Origin of the sequence: Kitasatospora sp. NPDC058115, from assembly GCF_042884635.1 — a bacterium.
Lineage (GTDB): Bacteria > Actinomycetota > Actinomycetes > Streptomycetales > Streptomycetaceae > Kitasatospora.
In genome coordinates this window covers 176381-198155 of sequence record NZ_JBHVTL010000015.1, presented here as the reverse complement: position 1 = coordinate 198155, position 21775 = coordinate 176381, and the positions used below count along the sequence as shown (strand labels likewise).

Below are 21775 nucleotides of genomic sequence, written 5' to 3'. Positions count from 1 at the left end.
GGCCCCGACCGCGAACCGGACGCCCTGGACCTGGGCCTGCCGGACCCGGTCCGCGCCGCCGGGCTGCCCGAGGAGGTGCGGATCCACGAGGTGGGCCCGCGCGACGGCCTGCAGAACGAGGGCACGCTCGTCCCCGTCGAGGTCAAGGCCGAGTTCGTCGCCCGGCTCGCGGCCGCCGGTCTGCGCACCGTCGAGGCCACCAGCTTCGTTCACCCGAAATGGGTACCCCAGCTGGCCGACGCCGAGGACCTGATGCCCCGGCTCGCCGACCTGCCGGACCGTCACCCGGGCCTGCGCCTGCCGGTGCTGGTGCCCAACGAGCGCGGGCTGGACCGGGCGCTGGCCCACCACGTCACCGACGTCGCGGTGTTCGCCAGCGCCACCGAGACCTTCGCCCGCCGCAACCTCAACCGCTCGGCGGACGAGGCGATGGCGATGTTCAGCCCCGTGGTGGAGCGGGCCACGGGGGCCGGGGTCCCCGTCCGCGGCTACCTGTCGATGTGCTTCGGCGACCCCTGGGAGGGCCCGGTCCCGGTCGCCCAGGTGGTCCGCCACGGCGTGCGGCTGCTGGAGATGGGCTGCGCCGAGCTGAGCCTCGGCGACACCATCGGCGTGGCCACCCCCGGCCAGGTCACCGCGCTGCTCGACGGCTTCGCCGCCGCGGGGGTGCCGGCCGGCCGGCTCGCCGTGCACTTCCACGACACCTACGGCCAGGCGCTCAGCAACACGCTGGCGGCGCTGCGCTCCGGGGTCACCACCGTCGACGCCTCGGCCGGCGGGCTGGGCGGCTGCCCCTACGCCAAGAGCGCCACCGGCAACCTGGCCACCGAGGACCTGGTGTGGATGCTGCACGGCCTCGGCATCCGGACCGGCGTCGACCTGCGTGCCCTGGTCGCCACCAGCGGCTGGATGGCCGGCCGGCTCGGACGGCCGAGCCCCTCCCGCGCGGTCCAGGCCCTGCTCGGCACGACCCCGGCCGGATCACCGGACTGACCCGTCCCGACCGGCCCCTCATACTCGTCCGCTCATCACACCGCCCGCCCGTCACACCAGCAACGGCGGCGGTCGTCCCGACCACGCCCGCGCCCACCCGGCGGGGCCCCAGGAGGATCACCATGCTCGACCACCGGTTGAACACCGAGCACGAGGAACTGCGGCGCACCGTGGCCGAATTCGCCCAGGACGTGGTGGCGCCGAAGATCGGCGAGTACTACGAGCAGGGCGAGTTCCCCTACGAGATCGTGCGGGAGATGGGGCGGATGGGCCTGTTCGGCCTGCCGTTCCCGGAGGAGTACGGCGGCATGGGCGGCGACTACTTCGCGCTCTGTCTGGCGCTGGAGGAGCTGGCCCGGGTCGACTCCTCGGTCGCGATCACCCTGGAGGCGGCGGTCTCGCTCGGCGCGATGCCCGTCTACCGCTTCGGGACGGAGGAGCAGAAGCGCGAGTGGCTGCCCAGGCTGACCTCGGGCGAACTGCTCGGCGCGTTCGGCCTGACCGAGCCCGAGGGCGGCTCCGACGCCGGGGCGACCCGCACCACCGCGCGGTACGACGAGGCGACCGACGAGTGGGTGATCAACGGCACCAAGTGCTTCATCACCAACTCCGGCACCGACATCACCGGCCTGGTCACCGTCACCGCGCTCACCGAACCGATCGCTCGTTCGAGTGAAGAGGGCGAATTCTCCTCGCCACGGCGGGAAATCTCCTCCATCATCGTGCCCACCGGGACCCCCGGGTTCCAGGTGTCGAAGAAGTACTCGAAGGTCGGGTGGAACGCATCCGACACCCGCGAACTGTCCTTTACCGACTGCCGCGTCCCCGCGGCCAACCTGCTGGGCGAGCGAGGTCGCGGCTACGCCCAGTTCCTGCGGATCCTCGACGAGGGCCGCATCGCGATCGCCGCCCTGGCCACCGGCCTGGCCCAGGGATGCGTCGACCAGTCCGTCTCGTACGCCGGTACGCGCCGCGCCTTCGGCCGGCCGATCGGCGCCAACCAGGCCATCCAGTTCAAGCTCGCCGACATGGAGATGCGCGCCCACACCGCCCGCCTCGCCTGGCGGGACGCCGCGTCCCGGCTGCTGCACTCGGAACCGTTCAAGAAGGAGGCCGCGATCGCCAAGCTGTACTCGTCGGAGGCCGCCGTCGACAACGCCCGCGAGGCGACCCAGATCCACGGTGGGTACGGCTTCATGAACGAATTCCCCGTCGCCCGCTTCTGGCGGGACTGCAAGATCCTCGAAATCGGCGAAGGCACCTCGGAGGTCCAGCGGATGCTCATCGCGCGAGAGCTCGGCGTCTCCTGAGGCGGCCGCACGCCGTCACCGCCCCGTCCGCCGGCCCGCCCGGGCCGGCGGACCCGGGGAGAACCGGACCGCCGGACCGGGGCCGGTACCAGCAGGAAGGAGTCACCCCGGACCGCCCGAGTCGATCTGGTCGTACCGGGTCAGTGCGAGTTCGAACGCCGTCGGCGTGACCTTGACGGCGCCGTCGAATGGGCCGCTGAGCTGGAACACCAGGCTGACCGCGAAGGCCACCGAGGCCCCCACGAACCCCATCAGCACCAGGTTGCGCCCGGTGGCGGTCAGCCCGACCAGCGGCGGCGTCGCCAGCACGAACACCGATCCCACCACCAGACCCCCCAGCACCAGCGCCGGCACCTGCGCGCGGATATCGGCCAGCCGGGCGTTCCGTCGCGCGAAGACGTCCGTCAGACTCCTCAGCACATCGGCTTTGGCGGCGAGTTCGGATGCGTTCTGGCTCCGTACCGCGTCCACCGCGATCCGGATCCGGTCGGCCGCCGCCCAGGCCTCGGCACTGCCGTGCCCATGGCCCATCTGCTCCCACTCGTCCGTGATCACCTGATGGGTGTAGGCGCGCACGCGCTGCTGGACCACCGGACGGTCCGGACCGGGCAGCAGCCGTGCCGACCAGTACACCTCGGTCAGCGCCCGGGACTCCTCGTAGGTGTGCTGGCGGGCAGTGTTGAGCTGCTGCCACGCACCGGCGATGGCGAATCCGGTGAAGAGGGCGAAGAAACCGAGCACCGCCGCGCCCGCGAAGCCGATCGCGGACGGGTTGGTCGCGCCCTCGCGGGAGCCGCGGGACCGGCCGACCAGTGCACCGATGGCCAGGGCGAGCGCTGCGCCGGCCAGCGCGGCCACGACATTGATCCACATCTACCGACCACTCCCCCGAGGTTCACTCACCGACGCCACCACCTCCACCGCCACCACCTCCAGGACCATCTCGCCGGCGTTGCCGCACCGACAGGGCGGCGGCCAGCACGACAAGGACGGGGAGCAGGATCGCCAGCAGCAGCATCAGAACCTCGTCGGTGCCCCAGTCCTCGTCCCAGTCGAACGGTGTGTCGTCCGGGATCTGAGCAACCGCGGCCTCGTTCCCCTGGGGGCTCGGGCTGCTGGACTGGCCCGGCTGCTCCGGTCCCGTGGTGCCCGGGCCGGATCCGGCTCCGGAGCCGGCACCCGCGCCTGCGCCAGCGCCGCCCGACGCTCCGCCTGCGGCGGCTCCCGGTCCCGCCGCACCGGCCCCGGCCGCACCCCCGGCTCCGGAAGCTCCGGCCGCCCCGGCGGCTCCGGCAGCTCCGGCGGCGGCAGCAGCTGCGGCCCCGGCGGCACCTCCGGCCGCTGCCGCTGCTGCTGCGGCGGCCGCTGCGGCAGCAGTGGCGGCGGCAGCAGCGGCAGCAGCAGCACCCCCGCCTGCGGCCGTCACCGCCTGGAACGGGCTGGCGGGCAGCCCGAAAATGCTGGTGCCCGGGCGGTAGGGCACCGCGGATCCCGCTGCTGCGGCGGCTGCAGCAGCGGCCGTTGCGGCTGCCGCGGCCGCAGCCGCAGCCGCAGCCGCTGCTGCAGCCGCCGCTGCCGCCACGGCGTTGGGGGCGGCGGCTGCGGCCGCCGGGTTGGGTGGTGGCGCGTTGGCACCCGGGTTCGCGGCGGCGCCCGGCGGAGCGGCGGCGGGGTTGGCGGCGCCGGCCGCCGCCGGAGGGACCGCCGCAGTGCCCGCACCGGCCGGAGCCGGAGCCGGGGCCTCGCCCTCGTACTCGCCGGGGGCGTCGGCGGCGACCGGGCGGGGCGGCAGCGGGCGGCCGTCCTGGCCGACCGCGCCGTCGACCGCCAGGCCTTCGGCCCTCGCCAGGGCGGTGTGCCGACCGGGCACGGCCTGCCCGGAGGCGGCGCAGTCCAGCGGGTGGCCCGGTTCCAGCAGGCCGCCCGCGGCCTGTCCGGTACAGCTGACCGGCCCCACCCCCGGGAGGTGGTCCACCACGCTGACCGAACTGATCGGCGAATCCCCGACGGCGTCGACCCGGTATCGCAGCCGGACGTCGCCACCGACCACCATCGGCAGGAAGGGAGCGGCTCCAAAGCGAACCTGAGCAAGGGTCAGGATTCGGCGCGGTGCGGAACGGGCGGCGCGAACCACCACACCCGTGCCCGTGGGAACACCGACACGGGCCAGGGTGATCCCGGCGACCAGCCCCTGGTAGCCGGCCTCCGCGGTCGCGACGGCCGCCGGCATGCCCTTCGGGGCGGTCGCCTCGGCCCGGACCGCGGTCCGCTGCCGTCCGCTGAGGGCCGGCAGGGTGGCCGAGCACTCGACCACGCCCAACGGCGGGAGGGCGAAGGGCTGCTGGTTCCCGCAGACCACCGCCGCCCCGGAGACCTGGGCGTCGGTCACGGTCGAGACGGTGAGCGGATACTCGGCCTGGTTCGTCAACCGGTAGACGCGGAGCAGCTGTTCGTCGGCGCGCACCCGGACGTCGACACCGGTGGCGCCGTTGGTGCGGACCTCCAGCCGGATCGCTCCCCGGGCCTCGCCGCCCGCCGGACGGAGTGCCGACGCCCGGAGAGCGTGGGCCGAACCGGCCGGGGCCGGGGCGAGGAGAAGCAGGAGGAGAAGAGAAAGAAGGGGGGAGGCGGCGGCGCGGGGGAACGGACGGCAGGGGGGACGGCGTGGGGAACGACTCGGCGGCGAGGCTGGCCCAACGATCACCTTGTCATTCTTTGCCGCACCCCCACGGCGGAGCGGGCGGCACCGCGCGCCGTCGGCATGGATGACACGTTCGGCCCACACCACCCCGCCCGTCCGACCGGCGGACCCGCGGACCCGCGGACCCGCAGACTCGCGGACCCGCATGGTCGGGAGTCGCGATCCCGCCGAAGTCGCCGACCGACCGTCACCCTGCGCCGGTGTCCGGCATGATGATCGCCGTGAACACCGAGATGCTGATAGACACCTGGCGACGAATTCTCACCGACTCCCGCAAGTCATGGGTGTTGTTCGAACACGGCACTTGTGTCGTGCTGACAGCCCCGAGCGGGGAGCTTGCCGAACAGGCCACCGCTCTCCTGAAGGAGTTCGGCCCCGTGCACGCCGGATCGCCGTCGGGAGACTTCGGGGTGACCGACCTCAAGGACGCCGACGGTTGGATCGTCACCGGCCACCACAACGACATCCTCACCTACGTCGGCCTCGATGAGTCCCAGGAGCTTCCGGAGATCGCGGTCGGACTGTTCGGTCGCTCCAAGCGTCATCGGGACGGCACCGAGCTTCACGTCGTCCACGTCGAGGACAAGCGAGGCTCAGCGGACCCGGAGTGAGCAACCGGACGATGCGGCCGACGGGGCACGGTCGGCCGCTTCCGCTCCGGGGAGGATGGCCGGGCGGCGCGCGACGCTCCGGGAGGGAGGGCCGGAACGGGAGGTCGGAAGCGAACCGGCCGTCAGGGGATCACGATCACGGGGCGGTTGGCGCGGCGGGCGAGGCGGCCGGAGACCGTGCCGAAGATCTTGCCGAGCAGGCCGTGGGTCGTGCCGACCACGATCGCGTCGGCGGCGAACTCGCGGCCGACCTCCTCGATCTCGTGGCAGATGTCGCCGCCCCGCTCGACCAGGATCCAGGGCACCCCGGCGAGGAAGTCCGCACAGGCGAGTTCCAGGCCGAGCACCTCCGTCCGGTGGTCGGGGAGGTCGACGAAGACCGGCGGCTCGCAGCCCGCCCAGACGGTGGCGGGCAGGCGGTTGGCCACGTGCACGATCACCAGGCCGCACTGGGAGCGGCGGGCCATGCCCACCGCGTAGGCGAGCGCTCGCTCACTGGACAGCGAGCCGTCGAAGCCGACCACCACGCCGTGCTGGAAGGCGGGGTCGCAGGCCCCGGCGGGTGCCTCGCGGTCCACCGGTTCGCCCGCCGCACCGGGCAGGTCGGAGGCGCTCGGACGCTCGGCGCCCGGTCCCGGCCGGCCCGTCACCGGGGGCTCCGGGGCATCGGGGCGCCGTTCGTCGCGCCGCTGGCGGGCGCCTGAGCCGGAGCGGCCACGGCGCACGAGGTGGCGAAGGGGGCGGGTGAGACCACCGCCCCGGGCGTCCTCGTCCGGTTCGACCGGCGGGGAGGGCTCAGAACCAGCCATGGCACAAGGCTCTTCGAAGGAGATGGGCCGACAGGAGAGGACAACGCTGCCCGGGCGGCAGGCCCGCCCACGGGAAGACGTCGGTCTGCGCCGAGCACCACCGTTTGTGACCTGTTCCTTTCAGAGTACGACGGGCCGGACACGCAGCCCAGCCGCGCGGCCCCGGGGCGGCACTCTTCCCGCGAACGAGGGATGCGCGCGCCACTGCGGCGCGCCCCCGTCCGGGCGCGGAAGCGCCCCTCCGGCGTGGGAGGTTCCCTGGAGCTTGACGGAGCGGGCCGGGTGGCGCAACAGCTCTCCGGGACACCGTGACCGGACTGTCATGGATCGATGACGATCCGTTGCGGACGGTCACCGGGCAGTGAGACGAGCAGCGGGGAGACCAGTGGGGCGGGCGGTGCGCCGCCGACCGGCACCCGTTTCAGCCAAGGGGCACCGGTTCGGGACGCCGTCTGGCATTTGCCAGGTGCATAGGCGCGACCGCTGGCACCATGCGAGACATGCCCCTGCTCCTGCTCGACCTCGACAACACGCTGCTCCCCAGGGACGCCGCATTCCGGGCCTGGGCTCAGGATTTTCTGACCGAACGGGCGCTGCCGCCCGCAGACGTCGACTGGCTCGTCACCATCGACGGCGGCGGCTACGTACCGCGCAGCACCGTACTGTCCGCCGCCCGGCGCCGCTACGGCCTCGACGAGTCGCTCGACCGGCTGCTCGCCCACTACCGGCACGGCATCAACTCCTACATCAACTGCCCGGCGCGCAACATCGACGCGCTGCGGGCGGCACGCGCGGCCGGGTGGACGCTCGGCATCGTCAGCAACGGCAGCACCGGTCCCCAGCTGGAGAAGATCCGCCGCACCGGCCTCGGGCCGATGGTCGACGGGTGGGTGATCTCCGAGGAGGCCGACTGCCTCAAGCCGGACCCGTTGATCTTCGAGATCGCGGCCCGGCGCTGCGGCGTCACACCGACCGGGGACTGGGCCGCGCACACCTGGATGATCGGCGACCACGCCCCCGCGGACATCGCCGGTGCCGAGCTGGCCGGGCTGCGCAGCGTCTGGCTGCACCACGGCCGCCCGTGGGCCGAGCCCGCCTACCGGCCGACGTTCAAGGCGGCCGGCCTGCCGGAGGCCGTCGGGCAGGTGCTGGCCGCCCGCGGTGCTCCGGCGCCCCGGCGGGAGGCCCGGGCGGGAACCGCTCCCGCCGCGCGCCGTTCCGTCGTCGGCGGCGGCGTGGCGCTCGCGCGCCTGTCGGGGCCGGCGGGCGGTGCGGGCCATCCGCGCACCCACGAGCGCGGGCCCGCCGGTGTCCGGGCGGCAGCCGTTCCCGGGGCGATCTGCGGGACGGGGGCGATCGGGGCGCAGTCCGGCCCCGGCGCGGAGCGGCGGGCGGCGGCGCCGGGCGTCCCGCGCGACGGCGCCCCGCTGCGGCCGTACGCCGCCGAGGGTGGACACGCGCCTTCGACCGCGCACACCACCGGCAGTGCTTCAACCGTCACCGATGCGGGACAGACTGTCCGAAACCGGTCCGACGGGTTTGCCGGGGATGCCGCCACCCTTCCCGCAGTGGCGGAACCCCTGGGCGCGCTCCCGGCGCGGCCGGACTTCGCGGTACCGCAGCGACCGGCCCGGGCCGGGTAGCGGACTTCGGGCCGGTCCCGGGCGAAAGCCGGTCCCGGGCGAAAGCCGGTCCCGGGCGAAAGCCGGTCCCGGGCGAAAGCCGGTCCCGCGCGGAAGCCGGGCCCGCGCGGAAGCCGGTCTCGCGCAGAGCCAGGCCCGAACAGCCAGGCCGCGCGCAAGCCGGGCGGCCGCGTATCGCGGGTACGACGCCCGCCGTGCGCGGCCGTCGCGTCCGGCGAACCCGACGAGGACACCCGATCCGGCGGCAGCCGGTCGGGCCGGAGCATCCGGCGGCGGCCCCGGCGACTCACCCACCGTCAGCGGCGCCACCGCGCAAGGCCCGTCGCCGCACGGACGTGATCGCACCGTTCGAATCCGGGTCGTTCATCGTGCAACCATTTCATCGCCCTCGGCGTCGTCAGGTCCGGGCCCGGCGACGCCGGTTCGGTCTCCGCCCACGCGTCACGCCCCGTCCGGTCGGCGCGGTTCGACGGCCCGCCGGCCGTCCCGGCCGGGGCCTGCGCCCACGCCCCAAGGGGCCGGGCATCGCCGTTGGCCGGTTAGGGCCGGCCGGGGATCTCCCCGGGAGAACGGCGGCATGAGGCCGCCGAGCACCCTTCCCGGGCCCCGGCACTGGCCGGATGAAGCCTGGGAGGCGCACGCCGTGCGGCCGTGCGCCCTCGCGTGCACCGGCTATTTTCAGTCAATCTCGCGCGGCTCCCCCGCCCTTGGGCAAATCCGCAGCCCAGGCGCACCGGCCGGGCACCTCCGAGCCGGACGTCCCAGGACCCGTCCCGCGACAACCAGCCACCGTTGCCCCGGCCCCCTTCCCAGAAGGGTCGACGGCTGCCACGCTTCGTGATCGAATGCATCACGCCAAATTGCCATGTCGACATAGCGTCGGATGGTGAACTTGTCACAACGGCAACGGTCCACCCGATAGATTCGATCTTGGCCAGCAGTGCCGCACGACCACACCACACCACCGAGGGGGCTTGAGCGCCTTGAGCAGGGTGAGCAGGAGCGACGCGGGTCCTGACAGCGGCCAGGCCGTGGCCGGCATCGCGGGTCGTTCCGCGAGAAGCGCCGGCTCCCAGGCCTCCACCGCCAACACCCGTCACTCCGGCACCGCCTCGTACCCCTCCTATTCCCCTGCGGCCCCGTCCGCCCCGGGAGTCCCGTCGGCACCGGGAACCCCGGCCGGCCCGGGCGCCCCACCGGGCACGGGAACCCCGGCCTTCCCGGCCGCCCCGGAGCACGGCGGACGCCCCGTCAGCCGACCGGCCGTCAGCCATTCCGGGGGGTACGGCAGCGGCTCGGACGGCCGGGTCGGAGCGTCGGTTACCGGCCATTCCGGGGGGCACCCGGGCGGCCATTCCGGACCGGACGGGTTCACGGCCTTCGCCGCCGGACCGTCCGCCGCCGCCTTCGCCCCGGGTGCCCCAGGCAACGGCCTCGGACCCGCCCTCCCCGGGCTGTCCGGCCCCGTGTCCGCCGGCGGTCTCCCCGCCGGACCGCTCGGCCTCGGCGCCGTCGGGCACGGCGCCGGCGGACACGGTCCGGCGATGCACGGCCCCGGCGGCCACGGCGGTCCCGCCACCGGCCTCAACGGCTCCTCGGCGCCCGTGATGGCCGCCGCGCCCCGCAAGCTCTCCGGCCGCCGCCGCCGCGAGACCGTCGCCGTCCTGATCTTCGGCGGCGCACCGATCTTCGAGAGCTCGATCCCGCTCTCGGTCTTCGGCGTCGACCGCCAGGACGCCGGGGTGCCGCGCTACCGCCTGCTGGTCTGCGCCGGCGAGGAGGGCCCGCTCGCCACCACCGGCGGCCTCACCCTCTCCGCCCCGTACGGGCTGGAGGCGCTGGCCCGGGCCGGCACGATCGTGGTCCCGGCCTGGCGCTCGATCTCCCAGCCGCCGCCGGTCGAGGCGATCACCGCACTGCGCAAGGCGCACCACGAGGGCGCACGGATCATCGGCCTGTGCACCGGCGCGTTCGTGCTCGCCGCCGCCGGTCTGCTGGACGGCCGCCCGGCGACCACCCACTGGATGTACGCGCCGACCCTGGCCAAGCGCTACCCCCGGGTGCACGTCGACCCTCGCGAGCTGTTCGTCGACGACGGCGACGTGCTCACCTCGGCCGGCACCGCCGCCGGCATCGACCTGTGCCTGCACGTGGTCCGCAGCGACCACGGCGCCGAGGCGGCCAACGCGCTCGCCCGCCGGCTGGTGGTGCCGAGCCGTCGCAGCGGCGGAGGACAGGCCCAGTACATCGATCAGTCTTTACCTGAGGAGATCGGCAACGACCCGCTCGCCGAGGTGGTCACCTGGGCGCTGGAGAACCTCAACCAGCAGTTCGACGTCGAGGTGCTGGCGGCTCGTGCCTACATGAGCCGGCGGACCTTCGACCGGCGGTTCCGCACGCTCACCGGCAGCGCCCCGCTGCAGTGGCTGATCACCCAGCGGGTGCTGCAGGCGCAGCGGCTGCTGGAGACCTCGGAGCTGTCGGTGGACGACGTCGCGCGCCGTTGCGGCTTCCGCTCGCCGGTGGCGCTGCGCGGGCACTTCCGGCGCCAGCTCGGGGTCTCGCCGGCCGCGTACCGGACGAGCTACCGGGCCCGGCGGCCCGGGGCGGCGGCCGCGGCGTCGGCCGCGTCGGCGGGCGGCGACCTGCGGACGGCCGGAACGGTCGGGTCGCAGGCCACCGCGGCGGCCGTCGGATCGGTGCCGGGCCAGCACGGCGGCCACGGCGGGCCGGTCGGGCACGGGCAGCCGGCCGTCCCGGGGTTCCCGGGCGGGCCGGGTGCCGCGCATCCGGGCCAGCACGGGCAGCCGTCCGGGCCGGGCGTCCACGCGCGGGCCGGGCAGCCGTACCCGCACCAGCAGGCCGGCCATCCGTCGCACCCCGGGCAGCCGGGGACCGGCCGCGGTCCGGCGCGCCCGTCGATGGTCCCGGCGCAGCCCGGGCCGGGCGCGGGCCGTCCGCCCAGGACGGCGGAGCACGCCGCCGCCGAGGACGGGGTCCCGCAGCCGGGCGCGCGCGGCCAGGGCCAGGGGCACCGGAGCGCGGCCGACCGGCCGCAGGACGGGGCGCCGGAGGTCCGGGCCCGGCAGGCCCGGGCGGGCCAGCTCCGTCCGCAGGCCGGCCGGGGCACCGCGGCGGAGGCCGGGGAGCCCCGCGAGGGCCGTGCCGGACGGGCCTCCCGCCCGGCGCACCCCGCCGGTCATCCCGGCCGGGAGGCCCGGGAGGGGGACGGCCACGCCCAGGACGAGCACGGGTCCGAGGGCCGCGCCCCGGCGCCGCGCTCGGCTCCTCCGGTGCCCGCGGCGCGTGATCGCGCCGTAGGGTGAGTTGTGTGAATGACCGTTTGGTATGGATCGACTGTGAAATGACAGGCCTCGACCTCGACCGGGACGCCCTGGTCGAGGTCGCGGTGCTGGTGACGGACTCGGAGCTGAACGTCCTCGGCGAGGGCGTGGACGTCATCATCCGCCCGCCCGCCGAGGCGCTGGCGAACATGCCCGAGGTGGTGCGGACGATGCACACCTCCTCCGGGCTGCTGGACGAGCTGGAGCACGGGGTCACGCTGGCCGAGGCGGAGGCGCTGGTCCTCGCGTACGTGCGCGAGCACGTGCCGGAGGCCGGGCGCGCGCCGCTGTGCGGGAACTCGGTGGCCACCGACCGCGGGTTCCTGGGCCGGGACATGCCCGCGCTGGAGAACCACCTCCACTACCGGATCGTGGACGTCTCCTCGATCAAGGAGCTGGCCCGGCGCTGGTACCCCAAGGCGTACTACAACAGCCCGCAGAAGGGCGGGAACCACCGGGCGCTCGCCGACATCCGCGAGAGCATCGACGAACTGCGCTACTACCGCGAGGCGGTGTTCGTCCCGCAGCCCGGGCCGGACACCGACACCGCGCGGGCGATCGCCGAGAAGTACCAGGCCCCGGCGGGCTGAGCCCGGGGCGGCGGAGGTGCTCGCGCGGGGGAACGGAAACCCTGGCGCGAGCACCCTTCCGGATCCTGTAGAGTTCTTCTTGTCGGAGCGGGGAAGCCGAAAGGCGGAAGCGGTCCGGACAGATGGTGGGTGTAGCTCAGTTGGTAGAGCACCTGGTTGTGGTCCAGGTGGCCGCGGGTTCGAGTCCCGTCACTCACCCCATCGCCCCGAGGGGCCGGTCTCGTCAAGGGACCGGCCCCTCGGGCTTTTTCGCGTTCCCTCACATCGGCGGCGGCCGGGCGGCGGTGGGGTGTGGCGCACGCCGCACCGTGGTCCGCGTCTCACGCGTTCGTCCGGATCCGGGTCTGCCGCCGGAAGCTACTGGCTAGTAACGTTGCCGCCATGACCACTGCTTCGATCGGCCAGCTGCTCGACTCCACCGTCCCGATGGCCCGGACCCTCAAGCTGGAGTACCTGGAGACCACTCCGGAGCGCGCCGTGCTCCGGCTGCCCGACCAGCCCGAGTACCACAACCACGTGGGCGGCCCGCACGCCGGTGCGATGTTCACCCTGGCCGAGTCGGCCAGCGGCTGCATCGTGCTGGGCGCCTTCGGCGACCAGCTCTCGCGCGCGGTGCCGCTGGCCGTGAGCGCCGAGATCGCGTACAAGAAGCTCGCCATGGGCGCCGTCACGGCCACCGCCGTGCTCGGCCGGCCGGCCGCCGACATCGTCGCGGAGCTCGACCGGGGCGAGCGCCCGGAGTTCCCGGTGACCGTCGAGATCACCCGCGCCGACGGCGCGGTGACCGGCGTCATGACGGTCGTCTGGACGCTGCGCCCCAACTCCTGAGCGGGGTGCGGCGGACGGTCCGCGCCGGCCGTCCCCGGCGGAGGCGTCCGATGACTGTCCGTGACGGCGCCCGTGACCTCACGGTCCGCCCGCTCGTTGTCGATTCACGTGCGAGCCAAACACGCGACCAGGGGGCCGGAACCCGACCGACGGACCGTCGGCGGCGGGCGGCGCGGGGCCCGGCGGTGGCTGCCCCGGCCGCGGGCCCTCGCGGCGGGCGGGGCGCTCGTGGCACAGCTGTGGGGGTTCGGCGCCCCCGTCACCTGCGCAGCCGGCGCCGACACCCTCCCGGAACCGGCCGGCCGCAGCGTCGGCCGGGCCCTGAGCGGCGGGGCGGCGACGCCCGGCGCGGCGGCGGAGCAGCCCGGGCCGGACCCGTCCGCGGGGCTGCTGGACGGGCTCGCCGACGCCGTCCCGGAGGTCGCCGCGGACGTCCTGGTCCTGGAGCCGGCCGCCGCGGCCGGCTCGATCGGCCGGGCGCTCCAGGACCTGATCAGGGCCGGTGGCCTGCCCCTGCCGGGACAGCGGGCCGCCGTGCCGGACGCGTTCGCGATCGCCTCGGGCCTGCTCGGCGCCGTGCCCGCCCAGGCCCGCCCCGCCGAGGCGCGCGCGGCCGGCGACGGGACGCCCGCCGGGCCGTCCGGCGGTTCCGCCCGGTCCGACGCCGCCCGGCCGGCGCGGCCCGCGGGCTCCCCGCACGGCCCGGCCGCACCTCCCCCGCCGCCGGTCGCGCCGGACCGGCCCCCGCAGCCCGGGACCGGGCGTCCGGCCCCGGCGGGCGGCGGGAGCGGGCTGCCCGCCGGACGGCCCGACGGCCCGACGGCCGGGCGGGAGCGTGCGGCGGCCGCCGCCGGGGGCACGGCCGCCGGCGGGACGGCGGCGCCCACCGGGACCGCGGCCAGGACGGCCGCCGTCACCGTCGCCCACGACACCGCCGGCACCGCCACCGCCGTCCTCGCCCCGATCACGGCGGGGCTGCTGCTGACCGGCGCCGCGATGTACAAGCACCGGGGCCTGCCGAAGGGACACTGAGTGGCGCCGGGCCGGACCCGGTGCGCGGGGCGTCGGCCGCCGGGGCGTCGGGGCGTCGGGGCGTCGGCCACGAGGCGAGGGCCGGGAGGCGGGGATCAGCGACCGGGGGTGGGCAAGTGCAGGGTGAGCAGCGGCAGTTCGCGGCCGGCGACGGAGCCGGAGGGGGTGGTGCCGGTGCGGACCGCGCCCACGGCCAGGTAGAACGGCTCGGCGTTCGGGTCCGCCCCGAAGGTGATCCGGGCGAAGCCGAGGGCGGTCGCCTCGGCCCGCAGGTGCTCCATCAGGCGGCGGCCGATGCCCCGCCCGATGACGGCCGGTTCGACGAAGAGCATGCCCAGTTCGCCCTCCGGCGGCTCGCCGGTGAGGGTGACGAAGCCCAGCACCCGGCCGTCGTCCTCGGCGACGGCCGTGCGGTCGGGCCCGATCCGCTCCGGGTGGAGGGTGAGTTCGGCCCGGCAGGCCTCGATGAACGCCGCGTCGTAGCCCCAGTGCGCCTTGGAGCGCAGCGCGAGGGCGCTGAGCGCCGCCGCCTCGTCCGGCCGGGCCGGTCGGATCAGCATGGTGGGTGCTCCTCCTGGTCGGGTTCTCCGGGATCCGGACCCGGTGGACCGAAACTAGCGGAAGACCCCCGGGGGCGGGGCCGGGGACGGGGTGGCGGTGGCGTCGGTGGCCGGGACGGCGCCGGCGGCGAAGTCGGCGAGGGCGCGGCCGTGTTCGACCCGGCCGTGGGAGGCGTCGGAGGCCGCCCGGCGGGTGAGTTCGGCCAGCGGGAGCGGGGTGTGCGCGGCGGCCAGGACGAGGTTGCCGAAGCGCTTGCCGCGCAGCACCGCCGGGTCGGCGACCAGGCAGAGTTCGGGGAGGACCACGCCGAGGGTGGCCACCTGGGAGCGGGCGAACGGCAGGGCGGAGCCGTCGGCGATGTTGACGGCGTACCAGCCGCCGGGGGCGAGCGCCCGGGCGGCCAGCGCCGTGAACTCGACGGTGGTGCAGTGGGCGGGGACCCGGGCGCCGGAGAAGACGTCGGCGATCACCAGGTCGACGCTGCCCTCCGGGGTGCGCTCCAGCACGCCGCGGGCGTCCGCGCCGCGCACCTTGACCTGCCAGCCGCGTTCCAGCGGGAGTTCGGCGCGGACCAGTTCGGTGAGCGCGGTGTCGATCTCGGCGACCTGCTGACGCGAGCGGGGGCGGGTGGCGGCGACGTAGCGGGCCAGGGTGAGGGCGCCGCCGCCGAGGTGCAGGACGGTGAGCGGCCGGCCGGGCGGGGCCACCAGGTCGACCAGGTGGCCGAGCCGGCGCTGGTACTCGAAGCCCAGGTGGGCGGGGTCGGCGAGGTCGACCAGAGACTGCGGGGCGCCGTCGATCAGCAGCGACCAGGCGTGCGGGCGGTCACGGTCGGGGCGCAGCTCGGCGAGGCCGGAGTCGACGGCGCGGGTGAGCGGGCCCTGGGCGTGGGTGCGGCCGCCGGGGCCGGTGGCGGCGGGCGGGCCGCTCTCGGCGGTGGTGCGGCTGCGGTCCGCGGTGCGGCCGGCTCGGTTGCTTCGTCCCATGCCCCCGATTATCGCCGCCGCGCGGCGGAACCCCGCAGCTCAGCGAGGGCGAGGGCGGGGGCGAGGGGCGGGGCCGGGTCGGGGCCCGGGGCGGGCCGGGATCAGGCCGGGCCGAGGCCGCCGGCGGCGAGGGTGCAGGCGGCCTCGCAGAGGGCGGAGCGCAGGACCCAGGGGTCGGTGGGCCGGGTGGCGCGGTCGGCGCCGGCCGGGGGCATCACCCAGCGCGGGTCGGTGGGCGGCAGCAGGGGGGCGCCGGCGGTACAGGAGCTGCCGGGCAGGTGCCAGGACGCCGAGGTGCCGGCCGGGACGAGGAAGGAGACGGTGGCGCCGTTGCTGCTCTGCAGCACGGCGCCGCAGGCCCGGCGCAGCCGCAGGATGTCGACCGCCTCCAGGCCGTGGCGCAGCGCGACCGTCACGGTGTCGAAGGCGGCGACGAGCACGGCGTCGGCGCGCGGGCGGGGGGCGGGGCCGCCGCCGGACGGGGACCGGCCGGGGTCGCGGTCGTCGGCCGACTCGGGCAGCAGGGCGGGGGCGGCTCCGTCGAGCACCCCGCCGACGGCCAGGCGGCGGAACTGCGGTACTCCTGTGGCCGGCATGGGCCCTCCTGTCACCTCGTCGGGACCGGAAGCCGTTCCGCCCGGGTGGGGGTGCCGCCAGGGGCGCGGCAGGGGGGACGGCGGCGGGGGCTTCCGTGTACCAGGACAACGCCGGGCCCGTTCCGCAGGCCACGGGGCGCCTTACAGCAAGGCATGGCATTTCATGGCGGATCCCGGGAACTTTGCCCCGTTTGCCCCGGATTGATGGCACATCGACAGCGAACCCGCTGTGTCCGTCCGGTGACTCCCGGTACTGTCGTGCCGCGCCCGGCCGTCCACCGGGCCCCACCGGACCCACGCGCGGTGGGGCGACCCCGCCGCCCCGCCGCCGCCCGACCCCGCACCACCACCCGCACCATCACGGAGCGCACCATGGCAGCCACCCCACCGGCCGAGCCGAACCGCCCGTCACCCAACACCGCGATGCGCGCGCTGCGCGGCGACCGCTCGCCGGGCGAGTTCGCCACGGCGGTGCGCCGGGCGGCCCGTGAGATCGGCGAGCACGTCTCCTGCGACGCCCGGTATGTCGGGCGGGTCGAGTCGGGCGAGATCCGCTGTCCCAACTACGCCTACGAGCGGGTGTTCCGGCACATGTGGCCGGACCGCTCGCTCACCGACCTCGGCTTCGTCCCCCGCACCGCGCTGCGCCGCCGTCCGGCGGACGGCGGCGGGGGCGGCGGCGGGGGCGCGGGGGGCGGTCCGCGGGGCGCCGGGGTGCCACCGCCTTTCCATCCGGCGTTCCCGCCGCTGCCCGTCCCCCGCTCGCCGCTCGCCACCCGGCTCCCGTACGCTGCCTCGCCGTACGCGGAACCACCCCCACCGGTCGGGGCCCCGGTGCCGAGGTTCGCGACGGCGCCCCGGGGGTCCGACGAACCGCTCCCCCGTGACGAGGAGAACGACGACGTGCGTCGCCGTACCTTCCTGGCCGGCGGCTCTGCCGCGCTGGCCTCCGTGATCGGCCTCGACCTGCCCGGTCGGGCCGCCGAGGCCGCCGCCCCCCACGGCGCGGCCGTCCTCCCGGCGCCGCCCGGCGCCGTGGTGCCCGGCCGTCCCGGCCCCGCGCCGCTGCCCCGCAAGGTCGGCGCGGCCGAGGTGCTCGGCGTGGAGCAGGCCGTCCGGGACATCCGGCTGGCCGACGACGCGCACGGCGGCGACGCCCTGTTCGAACAGGCCGGCCGTTCCCTGCGGGAGGCCTATCTGCTGCTCGACGCCTGCGAGTACTCCACCGACACCGAGCGCAGGCTCCAGGCCGGGGCCGGCGAACTGGCCATCTCGGTCGGCTGGTTGGCGCACGACTCGAACCGGCTCGGGGACGCCCGCTCGTACTACGCGGAGGCGCTGGCCACCGCGCGGATGGCCGGCGATCCCGCGCTGGAGGCGCACGTCTTCTCCAACAGCGCCTTCCTCGCCCGGGACGCCGGCCGCCCCCGCGAGGCGCTGCGCGCCGCCCAGGCCGGGCAGTCCGCCGCCCGCCACCTCGCGTCGCCGCGGCTGCTCGCGCTGCTGACGATGCGTGAGGCGGGCGGCTGGGCGCTGCTGCGCGACCGCGGTGCCTGCGAGCGGGCGATCGGCCGGGCCCGCGGGCTGTTCGAGCAGGGCCCCCGCGCGACGGACCCGGAGTGGATGTCGTTCTTCGGCGACGCCGAACTCGCCGGGCTGCAGGCCCAGTGCTGGTCCGCGCTCGGGGACTGGGACCGGGCCAGCGAGCACGCCCGGCTGGCCATGGCGCTCCAGCAGCCGCACTTCGTGCGCAACCGGGTGCTCTACACCGCCGAGCTCGCCCACGACCGGCTCGGCCGGGGCGACCTCACGGGTGCGGCCGGGCACGGCTCGGCCGCCGTCGCGCTGTTCGGCGACGTCCGCTCGGCCCGGATCCGCTCCATGCTCGCGGACACCGCGCAGCGGCTGCGGGAGCACCGGCGGGTGCCGGAGGTGGGGCGGTTCCTGGCCGAGTACGGCGCGGCGACGACGGCCGCCTGAACCGGCGCGGGCGGCCGGCCCGGGTCAGTGCCTCAGCGTCTCCAGGTGGCCCTGGTCGTTCCACAGTTCGACCGCCGGGGCGCCGTACTCCCAGGACAGGACGCACAGCGCGGCGGTGCCGAGCTTGAAGCGCTGGGCGTACTCGGGCGGCAGGCCGAGCCAGCGGGCGGTCAGGATGCGCAGCAGGTGGCCGTGGGCGAAGAGCAGGACGTCGCAGTCGGCGCAGTGCATGACCGTGGTGTCCGGGTCCGGCACGCCGTGCGCGGCGTTGAGGTCGGCGAGCAGCGCGTCGACCCGGGCGGCGACCTCGGAGAGCTTCTCGCCGCCGGGGACGCCGTCGCGCCAGATCAGCCAGCCGGGCTGGTCGGTGGCGCGGATGTCGGCGCCGGTGCGGCCCTCGTAGCGGCCGTAGTCCCACTCCAGGAGTTCGGGGCGCTCCACGGCCCGGTCGCCGAAGCCGGCCAGCTCGCAGGTCTCCCGGGCGCGGCCGAGCGGGCTGGTCAGGACGCGGGCGTCGGGCAGGCCGTTCCAGGGCGCCCCGGCGAGGCGGGTGCCGAGCGCGCGGGCCATCGCCCGGCCCTCCTCGGTCAGCGGGATGTCGGTGCGGCCGGTGTGGCGGCCGGTGGCCGACCAGTCGGTCTCGCCGTGGCGGACCAGCAGGATGCGGGCGGGCATGGGCAGGCTCCTCGTGCTCGGGCGGTGCCGTCGGGGCGGCGGCAGCGGTCGGCCTCGCCGGCGGGCACCGGTCTCCATGATCCCCCACCGGCGGAGCGCCCACGATCCCGGGCTCCGTCCGCCGGCGGGTCCGGCACCTGCGCATTCGCCGCCAACGCCCCCGTCCGGGGCGGATTGTCGGAGCCGGATGCGACACTGGGCCGCACCATGAACGTCTCGACGAACGCCCCGCTCCGCGGGCCGGCGGAGCCGCTCGCCCAGCGGCTCGCCGAGCTGCGCGGACCGGCGCCGCAGCGCAGTCTGAACGCCCGTGCCCTCGCCGCCCTGGCCGCCAATCCGGGGTGCCACCGCCGCGCCGTGCTGGACGCCGCCGGGGTGGACAAGGCGGCACTGGCCGCCCGGCTCGGCCGCCCCGCCCCCTTCGGCCGGTCGCCGTTCGCGCTGGCGCGCGGCGTGGTGTTCGAGGCCCGGCTGAAGGAGAACGGCTACGCGGCGCTGCTGGAGCCGCTGCGCGGCCGGCTCGGCCTGTCCGAGGACGGCGGCCCGCTGCTCGTGCCGGACCTGCTGCGCTCCTCCGGCCCGGCGGTCCGGGCCGACCGCACGGCGGCCGCGCTGGCGCAGGCGGCCGCCGACGAGCACGCCTGGACGCTGCTCGACCACCCGATGCTGCGGCTGGACGTGGCGGGCTCCACCGCCTACCTGGAGCCGGACGCCGTCGTGGTGCACGGCGGCCGCTGCACGGTCGTGGAGATCAAGTCCTTCCCGGTGCTGGACGGCACCGCCGACCCGGGCAAGGTGGGCGCCGCCGCCCGGCAGGCCGCCGTCTACGTGCTGGCCCTCCAGGAGGCCGCCGCCGCGCTGGCCGGGCGGCCGGTCGACCCGGACCCGTACGCCGAGCAGCGGCTGCCCGGCAGTCCGCGCACCAGCGTGCTGCTGGTCTGCCCGGAGGACTTCGGCAGCCGGCCGACCGCCGTGCCGGTGGACGTGCGCCGCGAGCTGGCCACCACCCGCCGGCAGCTGAGCCGGATGACCGGCATCGAGCGGCTGCTGGCGGTGCTGCCGCCGGGGGCGGACCTCGACCTCTCCCCCGGCGCGGACGGCGTGCCGGTCCGGTCGGCCGAGGAGCTGGAGAAGACGGTCGGCACGGTGCCCGCCGCGTACAGCCCGGACTGCCTCTCCACCTGCGAACTCGGCTTCCACTGCCGCGCCCAGGCGCGCTGCGGGGACCGGGTCGAGCAGCTCGGCCGGGGGGTGCGGGGCGAGCTGGGCAGCATCCGCACGGTGACCGAGGCGCTGGCCGTCGCCGGCACCGGCCCGGCCGGGTCCGCCCGGGCGGGCGCCGGCGAGGACGGCGACGGGGAAGGCGACGAGGACGGCGACGGGGCGGACGAGGCCGCCGCCCGGCTGGCGTACGCCGCCGCGCTGCGCGCCGAGGCGCTCGGGCGCCCCGCGCCCGCCGGGGCGGGGGCCGAGCGGTGAGCCTGCTGTCCACCCTGGCCCGGCTGGAGGCCGTGCGCAGCGGCCGGGCCGAGCCGCTGGCGACCGTCCGCCACCGGCACCTCTCCGAGCGCCCGATGGTGCTCGTCCCGCTGACCTCGGCCGGCGAGGACGGCGCGCCGCTGGCCGTGCTGCTGGGCACCGACCGCGACGCGCCGGCGCTGCACATCGTGCCGCAGCCGCTCAACCGGACGCTGCGCTCGGAGTTCCTGGCCGACCTGGCCGCCGATCTGCTGCCCTACCTGGAGTCCTTCGGCGACGAGGTCGAGCTGATCGAGGGCTCCGAGAAGGATCCGGAGAGCGGGGAGAGGACGCCGGTCGTCCGGGAGCTGTGCGCGGACGCGCCGCAGCTGATCGTCCCGAACAGCGGGGGCGTGCGGTACCTGGCGCTGCTCGGCCGTTCGACCCGGTTCCGCCGCACCGCCGAGGACGAGGACCCGGGCCCGTTCCCGGCCCCCGCCCGGGTGCCGCTGCTCGGCCGCTGGCTGACCCACCTCGCCGAGCGGGCGATGGTGCCGGGCACCAGCCTGCTGCTGCCGGTGACCGGCCTGCTGGCCCGGCACTGGGCGACCGGCCAGAGCCACCTGGAGGACCAGCACCTGGCCGCCCGGCTGGCCTGGCACACCCCGCCGGAGGGGCTGAGCGGCGCGCAGGCCGCCGAGCGGGCCGAGACCGGGCGCGGCGGGACGGGCCGGCTGCTCCACCCGCCGGCCGGTCCGACCACCGACCCGGTGTTCGACGCCAAGGTGCTCGCCCCGGCGATCGCCCGCTACGACGCGGCCGCGGCGGCGCTGCGCGGGGCCGACGCCACGGGTGCGGCGGGCGGCGCGGACGCCGCGGCGGCCCGGGAGGCCGTGCGGGTCGCCGTCGAGCAGCTGCGCGCCGTCCTGCACGAGGAGCTGCTGCCGACCTGGCACGACGTCTGGCACGGCCTGGACCTGCTCCGTGCCCTGCCGCCGGCCCGCCACCTGCCCGAGCGCTGGACCGGCGACCGCTGGTCGTACACCGGCCACCGGGACCGGCTGGCGGCCGGGGAGCCCCCGCAGCCGCGGATCGACGACGCCGTGACGGCGGCCCGCAAGCTCGCCCAGCGCGAGCGCGAGCAGGCCCGGCTGGACGTCCAGGAGGCGCTGGACGACCCGCTGGCGATGGCCGGGCACCGGCTGGCCGGGGAGGCGTTCAGCGGGGTGGTGACCGAGGTGGTGCCGGACTACGACACCACCGGCCGCTCCCCCAAGCCGCGCCCGCTGGTGATCGTGCGCACCGACGACCGTCCGCACGCCGACCCGGGCCGCGAGGTGCACCGGGTCCGCGAGCCGGCGGGGCCGGAGGCGGCGGCCGGGCCGGCGCAGAAGGCCGTGATCGCGGCGGCCGACCCGCAGGAAGGCACCATCACCGTGCGGCTGCTGTCCGGGATGGGGCGCAAGCGGGAACCCGAGCCGGGCAGCCTGCCCGAGCCGGGCGAGCGGGTGACCTTCACCCTGTTCGAACTGACGGTCCGACAGGCCGCGCCGCTGCCCGAGCCGGACGACACGCCGTGGACGCACGGCGGCCCGCCCGGCGCCGCCGTCACCGTGGTGCCGGTCGTGACCGGCGCCGCCGAGGACTGGGAGTGATCC

At 76.3% G+C, this 21775-nt stretch carries 17 protein-coding genes, 1 tRNA gene and 1 pseudogene; 12 read left to right on the top strand and 7 right to left on the bottom strand.

Going from position 1 to position 21775, the window contains the following annotated elements:
• Positions 1-24 precede the first annotated feature (24 nt).
• Positions 25-993: a hydroxymethylglutaryl-CoA lyase gene (locus ACFVVL_RS18340; protein WP_387676349.1), complete on the top strand. Its 969-nt coding sequence runs from the start codon at positions 25-27 to the stop codon at positions 991-993.
• A 122-nt stretch (positions 994-1115) separates the two neighbouring features.
• On the top strand, positions 1116-2303 hold the full coding sequence (locus tag ACFVVL_RS18335) for an acyl-CoA dehydrogenase family protein (RefSeq protein WP_380295128.1): 1188 nt from the start codon (positions 1116-1118) through the stop codon (positions 2301-2303).
• A 102-nt stretch (positions 2304-2405) separates the two neighbouring features.
• Here the strand turns inward: ACFVVL_RS18335 and ACFVVL_RS18330 are convergent, their stop codons facing one another.
• Positions 2406-3176: a hypothetical protein gene (locus ACFVVL_RS18330; protein WP_380295129.1), complete on the bottom strand. Its 771-nt coding sequence runs from the start codon at positions 3174-3176 to the stop codon at positions 2406-2408.
• Between the two features lie 22 nt (positions 3177-3198).
• A complete protein-coding gene (locus ACFVVL_RS18325) occupies positions 3199-4767 on the bottom strand; it encodes a hypothetical protein (protein ID WP_387676290.1) in 1569 nt (522 codons plus the stop codon).
• Between the two features lie 446 nt (positions 4768-5213).
• Here ACFVVL_RS18325 and ACFVVL_RS18320 point away from each other — a divergent pair, with 446 nt between their 5' ends.
• A complete protein-coding gene (locus ACFVVL_RS18320) occupies positions 5214-5615 on the top strand; it encodes a hypothetical protein (RefSeq protein WP_387676347.1) in 402 nt (133 codons plus the stop codon).
• 122 nt (positions 5616-5737) lie between these two features.
• Here ACFVVL_RS18320 and ACFVVL_RS18315 read toward each other — a convergent pair whose 3' ends face one another.
• Complete coding sequence (locus tag ACFVVL_RS18315) at positions 5738-6217, bottom strand: universal stress protein (RefSeq protein ID WP_380297708.1); 480 nt, start codon at positions 6215-6217, stop codon at positions 5738-5740.
• Positions 6218-6924: 707 nt separating this feature from the next.
• On the opposite strand from ACFVVL_RS18315, the gene ACFVVL_RS18310 reads away from it, so the two are divergent.
• The 6 genes and pseudogenes from ACFVVL_RS18310 (at position 6925) to ACFVVL_RS18285 (ending at position 13861) form a co-directional block, all read left to right on the top strand.
• Positions 6925-8067: an HAD-IA family hydrolase gene (locus ACFVVL_RS18310; protein WP_387676287.1), complete on the top strand. Its 1143-nt coding sequence runs from the start codon at positions 6925-6927 to the stop codon at positions 8065-8067.
• Between the two features lie 1607 nt (positions 8068-9674).
• Positions 9675-10674: pseudogene (locus ACFVVL_RS18305) on the top strand (helix-turn-helix domain-containing protein); the annotation flags it as partial.
• 724 nt (positions 10675-11398) lie between these two features.
• Positions 11399-12001 carry an oligoribonuclease gene (gene orn, locus ACFVVL_RS18300; protein WP_380297703.1) on the top strand — a complete coding sequence of 201 codons (603 nt, stop codon included), beginning with the start codon at positions 11399-11401 and terminating at the stop codon, positions 11999-12001.
• Between the two features lie 125 nt (positions 12002-12126).
• Positions 12127-12202 (top strand) — tRNA-His (locus ACFVVL_RS18295).
• A 180-nt stretch (positions 12203-12382) separates the two neighbouring features.
• Positions 12383-12829: a DUF4442 domain-containing protein gene (locus ACFVVL_RS18290; RefSeq protein WP_380755995.1), complete on the top strand. Its 447-nt coding sequence runs from the start codon at positions 12383-12385 to the stop codon at positions 12827-12829.
• Positions 12830-13057: 228 nt separating this feature from the next.
• Entirely contained in the window at positions 13058-13861 is an 804-nt protein-coding gene (locus ACFVVL_RS18285; RefSeq protein WP_387676284.1) for a hypothetical protein, read from the top strand.
• Positions 13862-13956: 95 nt separating this feature from the next.
• Here ACFVVL_RS18285 and ACFVVL_RS18280 read toward each other — a convergent pair whose 3' ends face one another.
• From ACFVVL_RS18280 to ACFVVL_RS18270, 3 genes are all read right to left on the bottom strand, one after another.
• Complete coding sequence (locus ACFVVL_RS18280; protein WP_387676281.1) at positions 13957-14421, bottom strand: GNAT family N-acetyltransferase; 465 nt, start codon at positions 14419-14421, stop codon at positions 13957-13959.
• Positions 14422-14475: 54 nt separating this feature from the next.
• Positions 14476-15408 (bottom strand): spermidine synthase, encoded by a 933-nt coding sequence (locus tag ACFVVL_RS18275; protein WP_387676278.1) that lies wholly within the window; start codon positions 15406-15408, stop codon positions 14476-14478.
• A 101-nt stretch (positions 15409-15509) separates the two neighbouring features.
• Positions 15510-16004: a hypothetical protein gene (locus ACFVVL_RS18270; protein ID WP_380295380.1), complete on the bottom strand. Its 495-nt coding sequence runs from the start codon at positions 16002-16004 to the stop codon at positions 15510-15512.
• Between the two features lie 372 nt (positions 16005-16376).
• On the opposite strand from ACFVVL_RS18270, the gene ACFVVL_RS18265 reads away from it, so the two are divergent.
• Positions 16377-17984 (top strand): tetratricopeptide repeat protein, encoded by a 1608-nt coding sequence (locus ACFVVL_RS18265; RefSeq protein ID WP_387676275.1) that lies wholly within the window; start codon positions 16377-16379, stop codon positions 17982-17984.
• A 24-nt stretch (positions 17985-18008) separates the two neighbouring features.
• Here the strand turns inward: ACFVVL_RS18265 and ACFVVL_RS18260 are convergent, their stop codons facing one another.
• Entirely contained in the window at positions 18009-18659 is a 651-nt protein-coding gene (locus tag ACFVVL_RS18260; RefSeq protein ID WP_387676272.1) for a histidine phosphatase family protein, read from the bottom strand.
• 207 nt (positions 18660-18866) lie between these two features.
• Here ACFVVL_RS18260 and ACFVVL_RS18255 point away from each other — a divergent pair, with 207 nt between their 5' ends.
• The gene (locus ACFVVL_RS18255) at positions 18867-20138 is read left to right on the top strand and encodes a hypothetical protein (RefSeq protein WP_387676270.1); all 1272 of its coding nucleotides are present in this window, start codon (positions 18867-18869) and stop codon (positions 20136-20138) included.
• The gene (locus ACFVVL_RS18250; RefSeq protein WP_387676267.1) at positions 20135-21772 is read left to right on the top strand and encodes a hypothetical protein; all 1638 of its coding nucleotides are present in this window, start codon (positions 20135-20137) and stop codon (positions 21770-21772) included. The genes ACFVVL_RS18255 and ACFVVL_RS18250 overlap by 4 nt, the downstream gene beginning before the upstream one ends.
• Positions 21773-21775 lie beyond the last annotated feature (3 nt).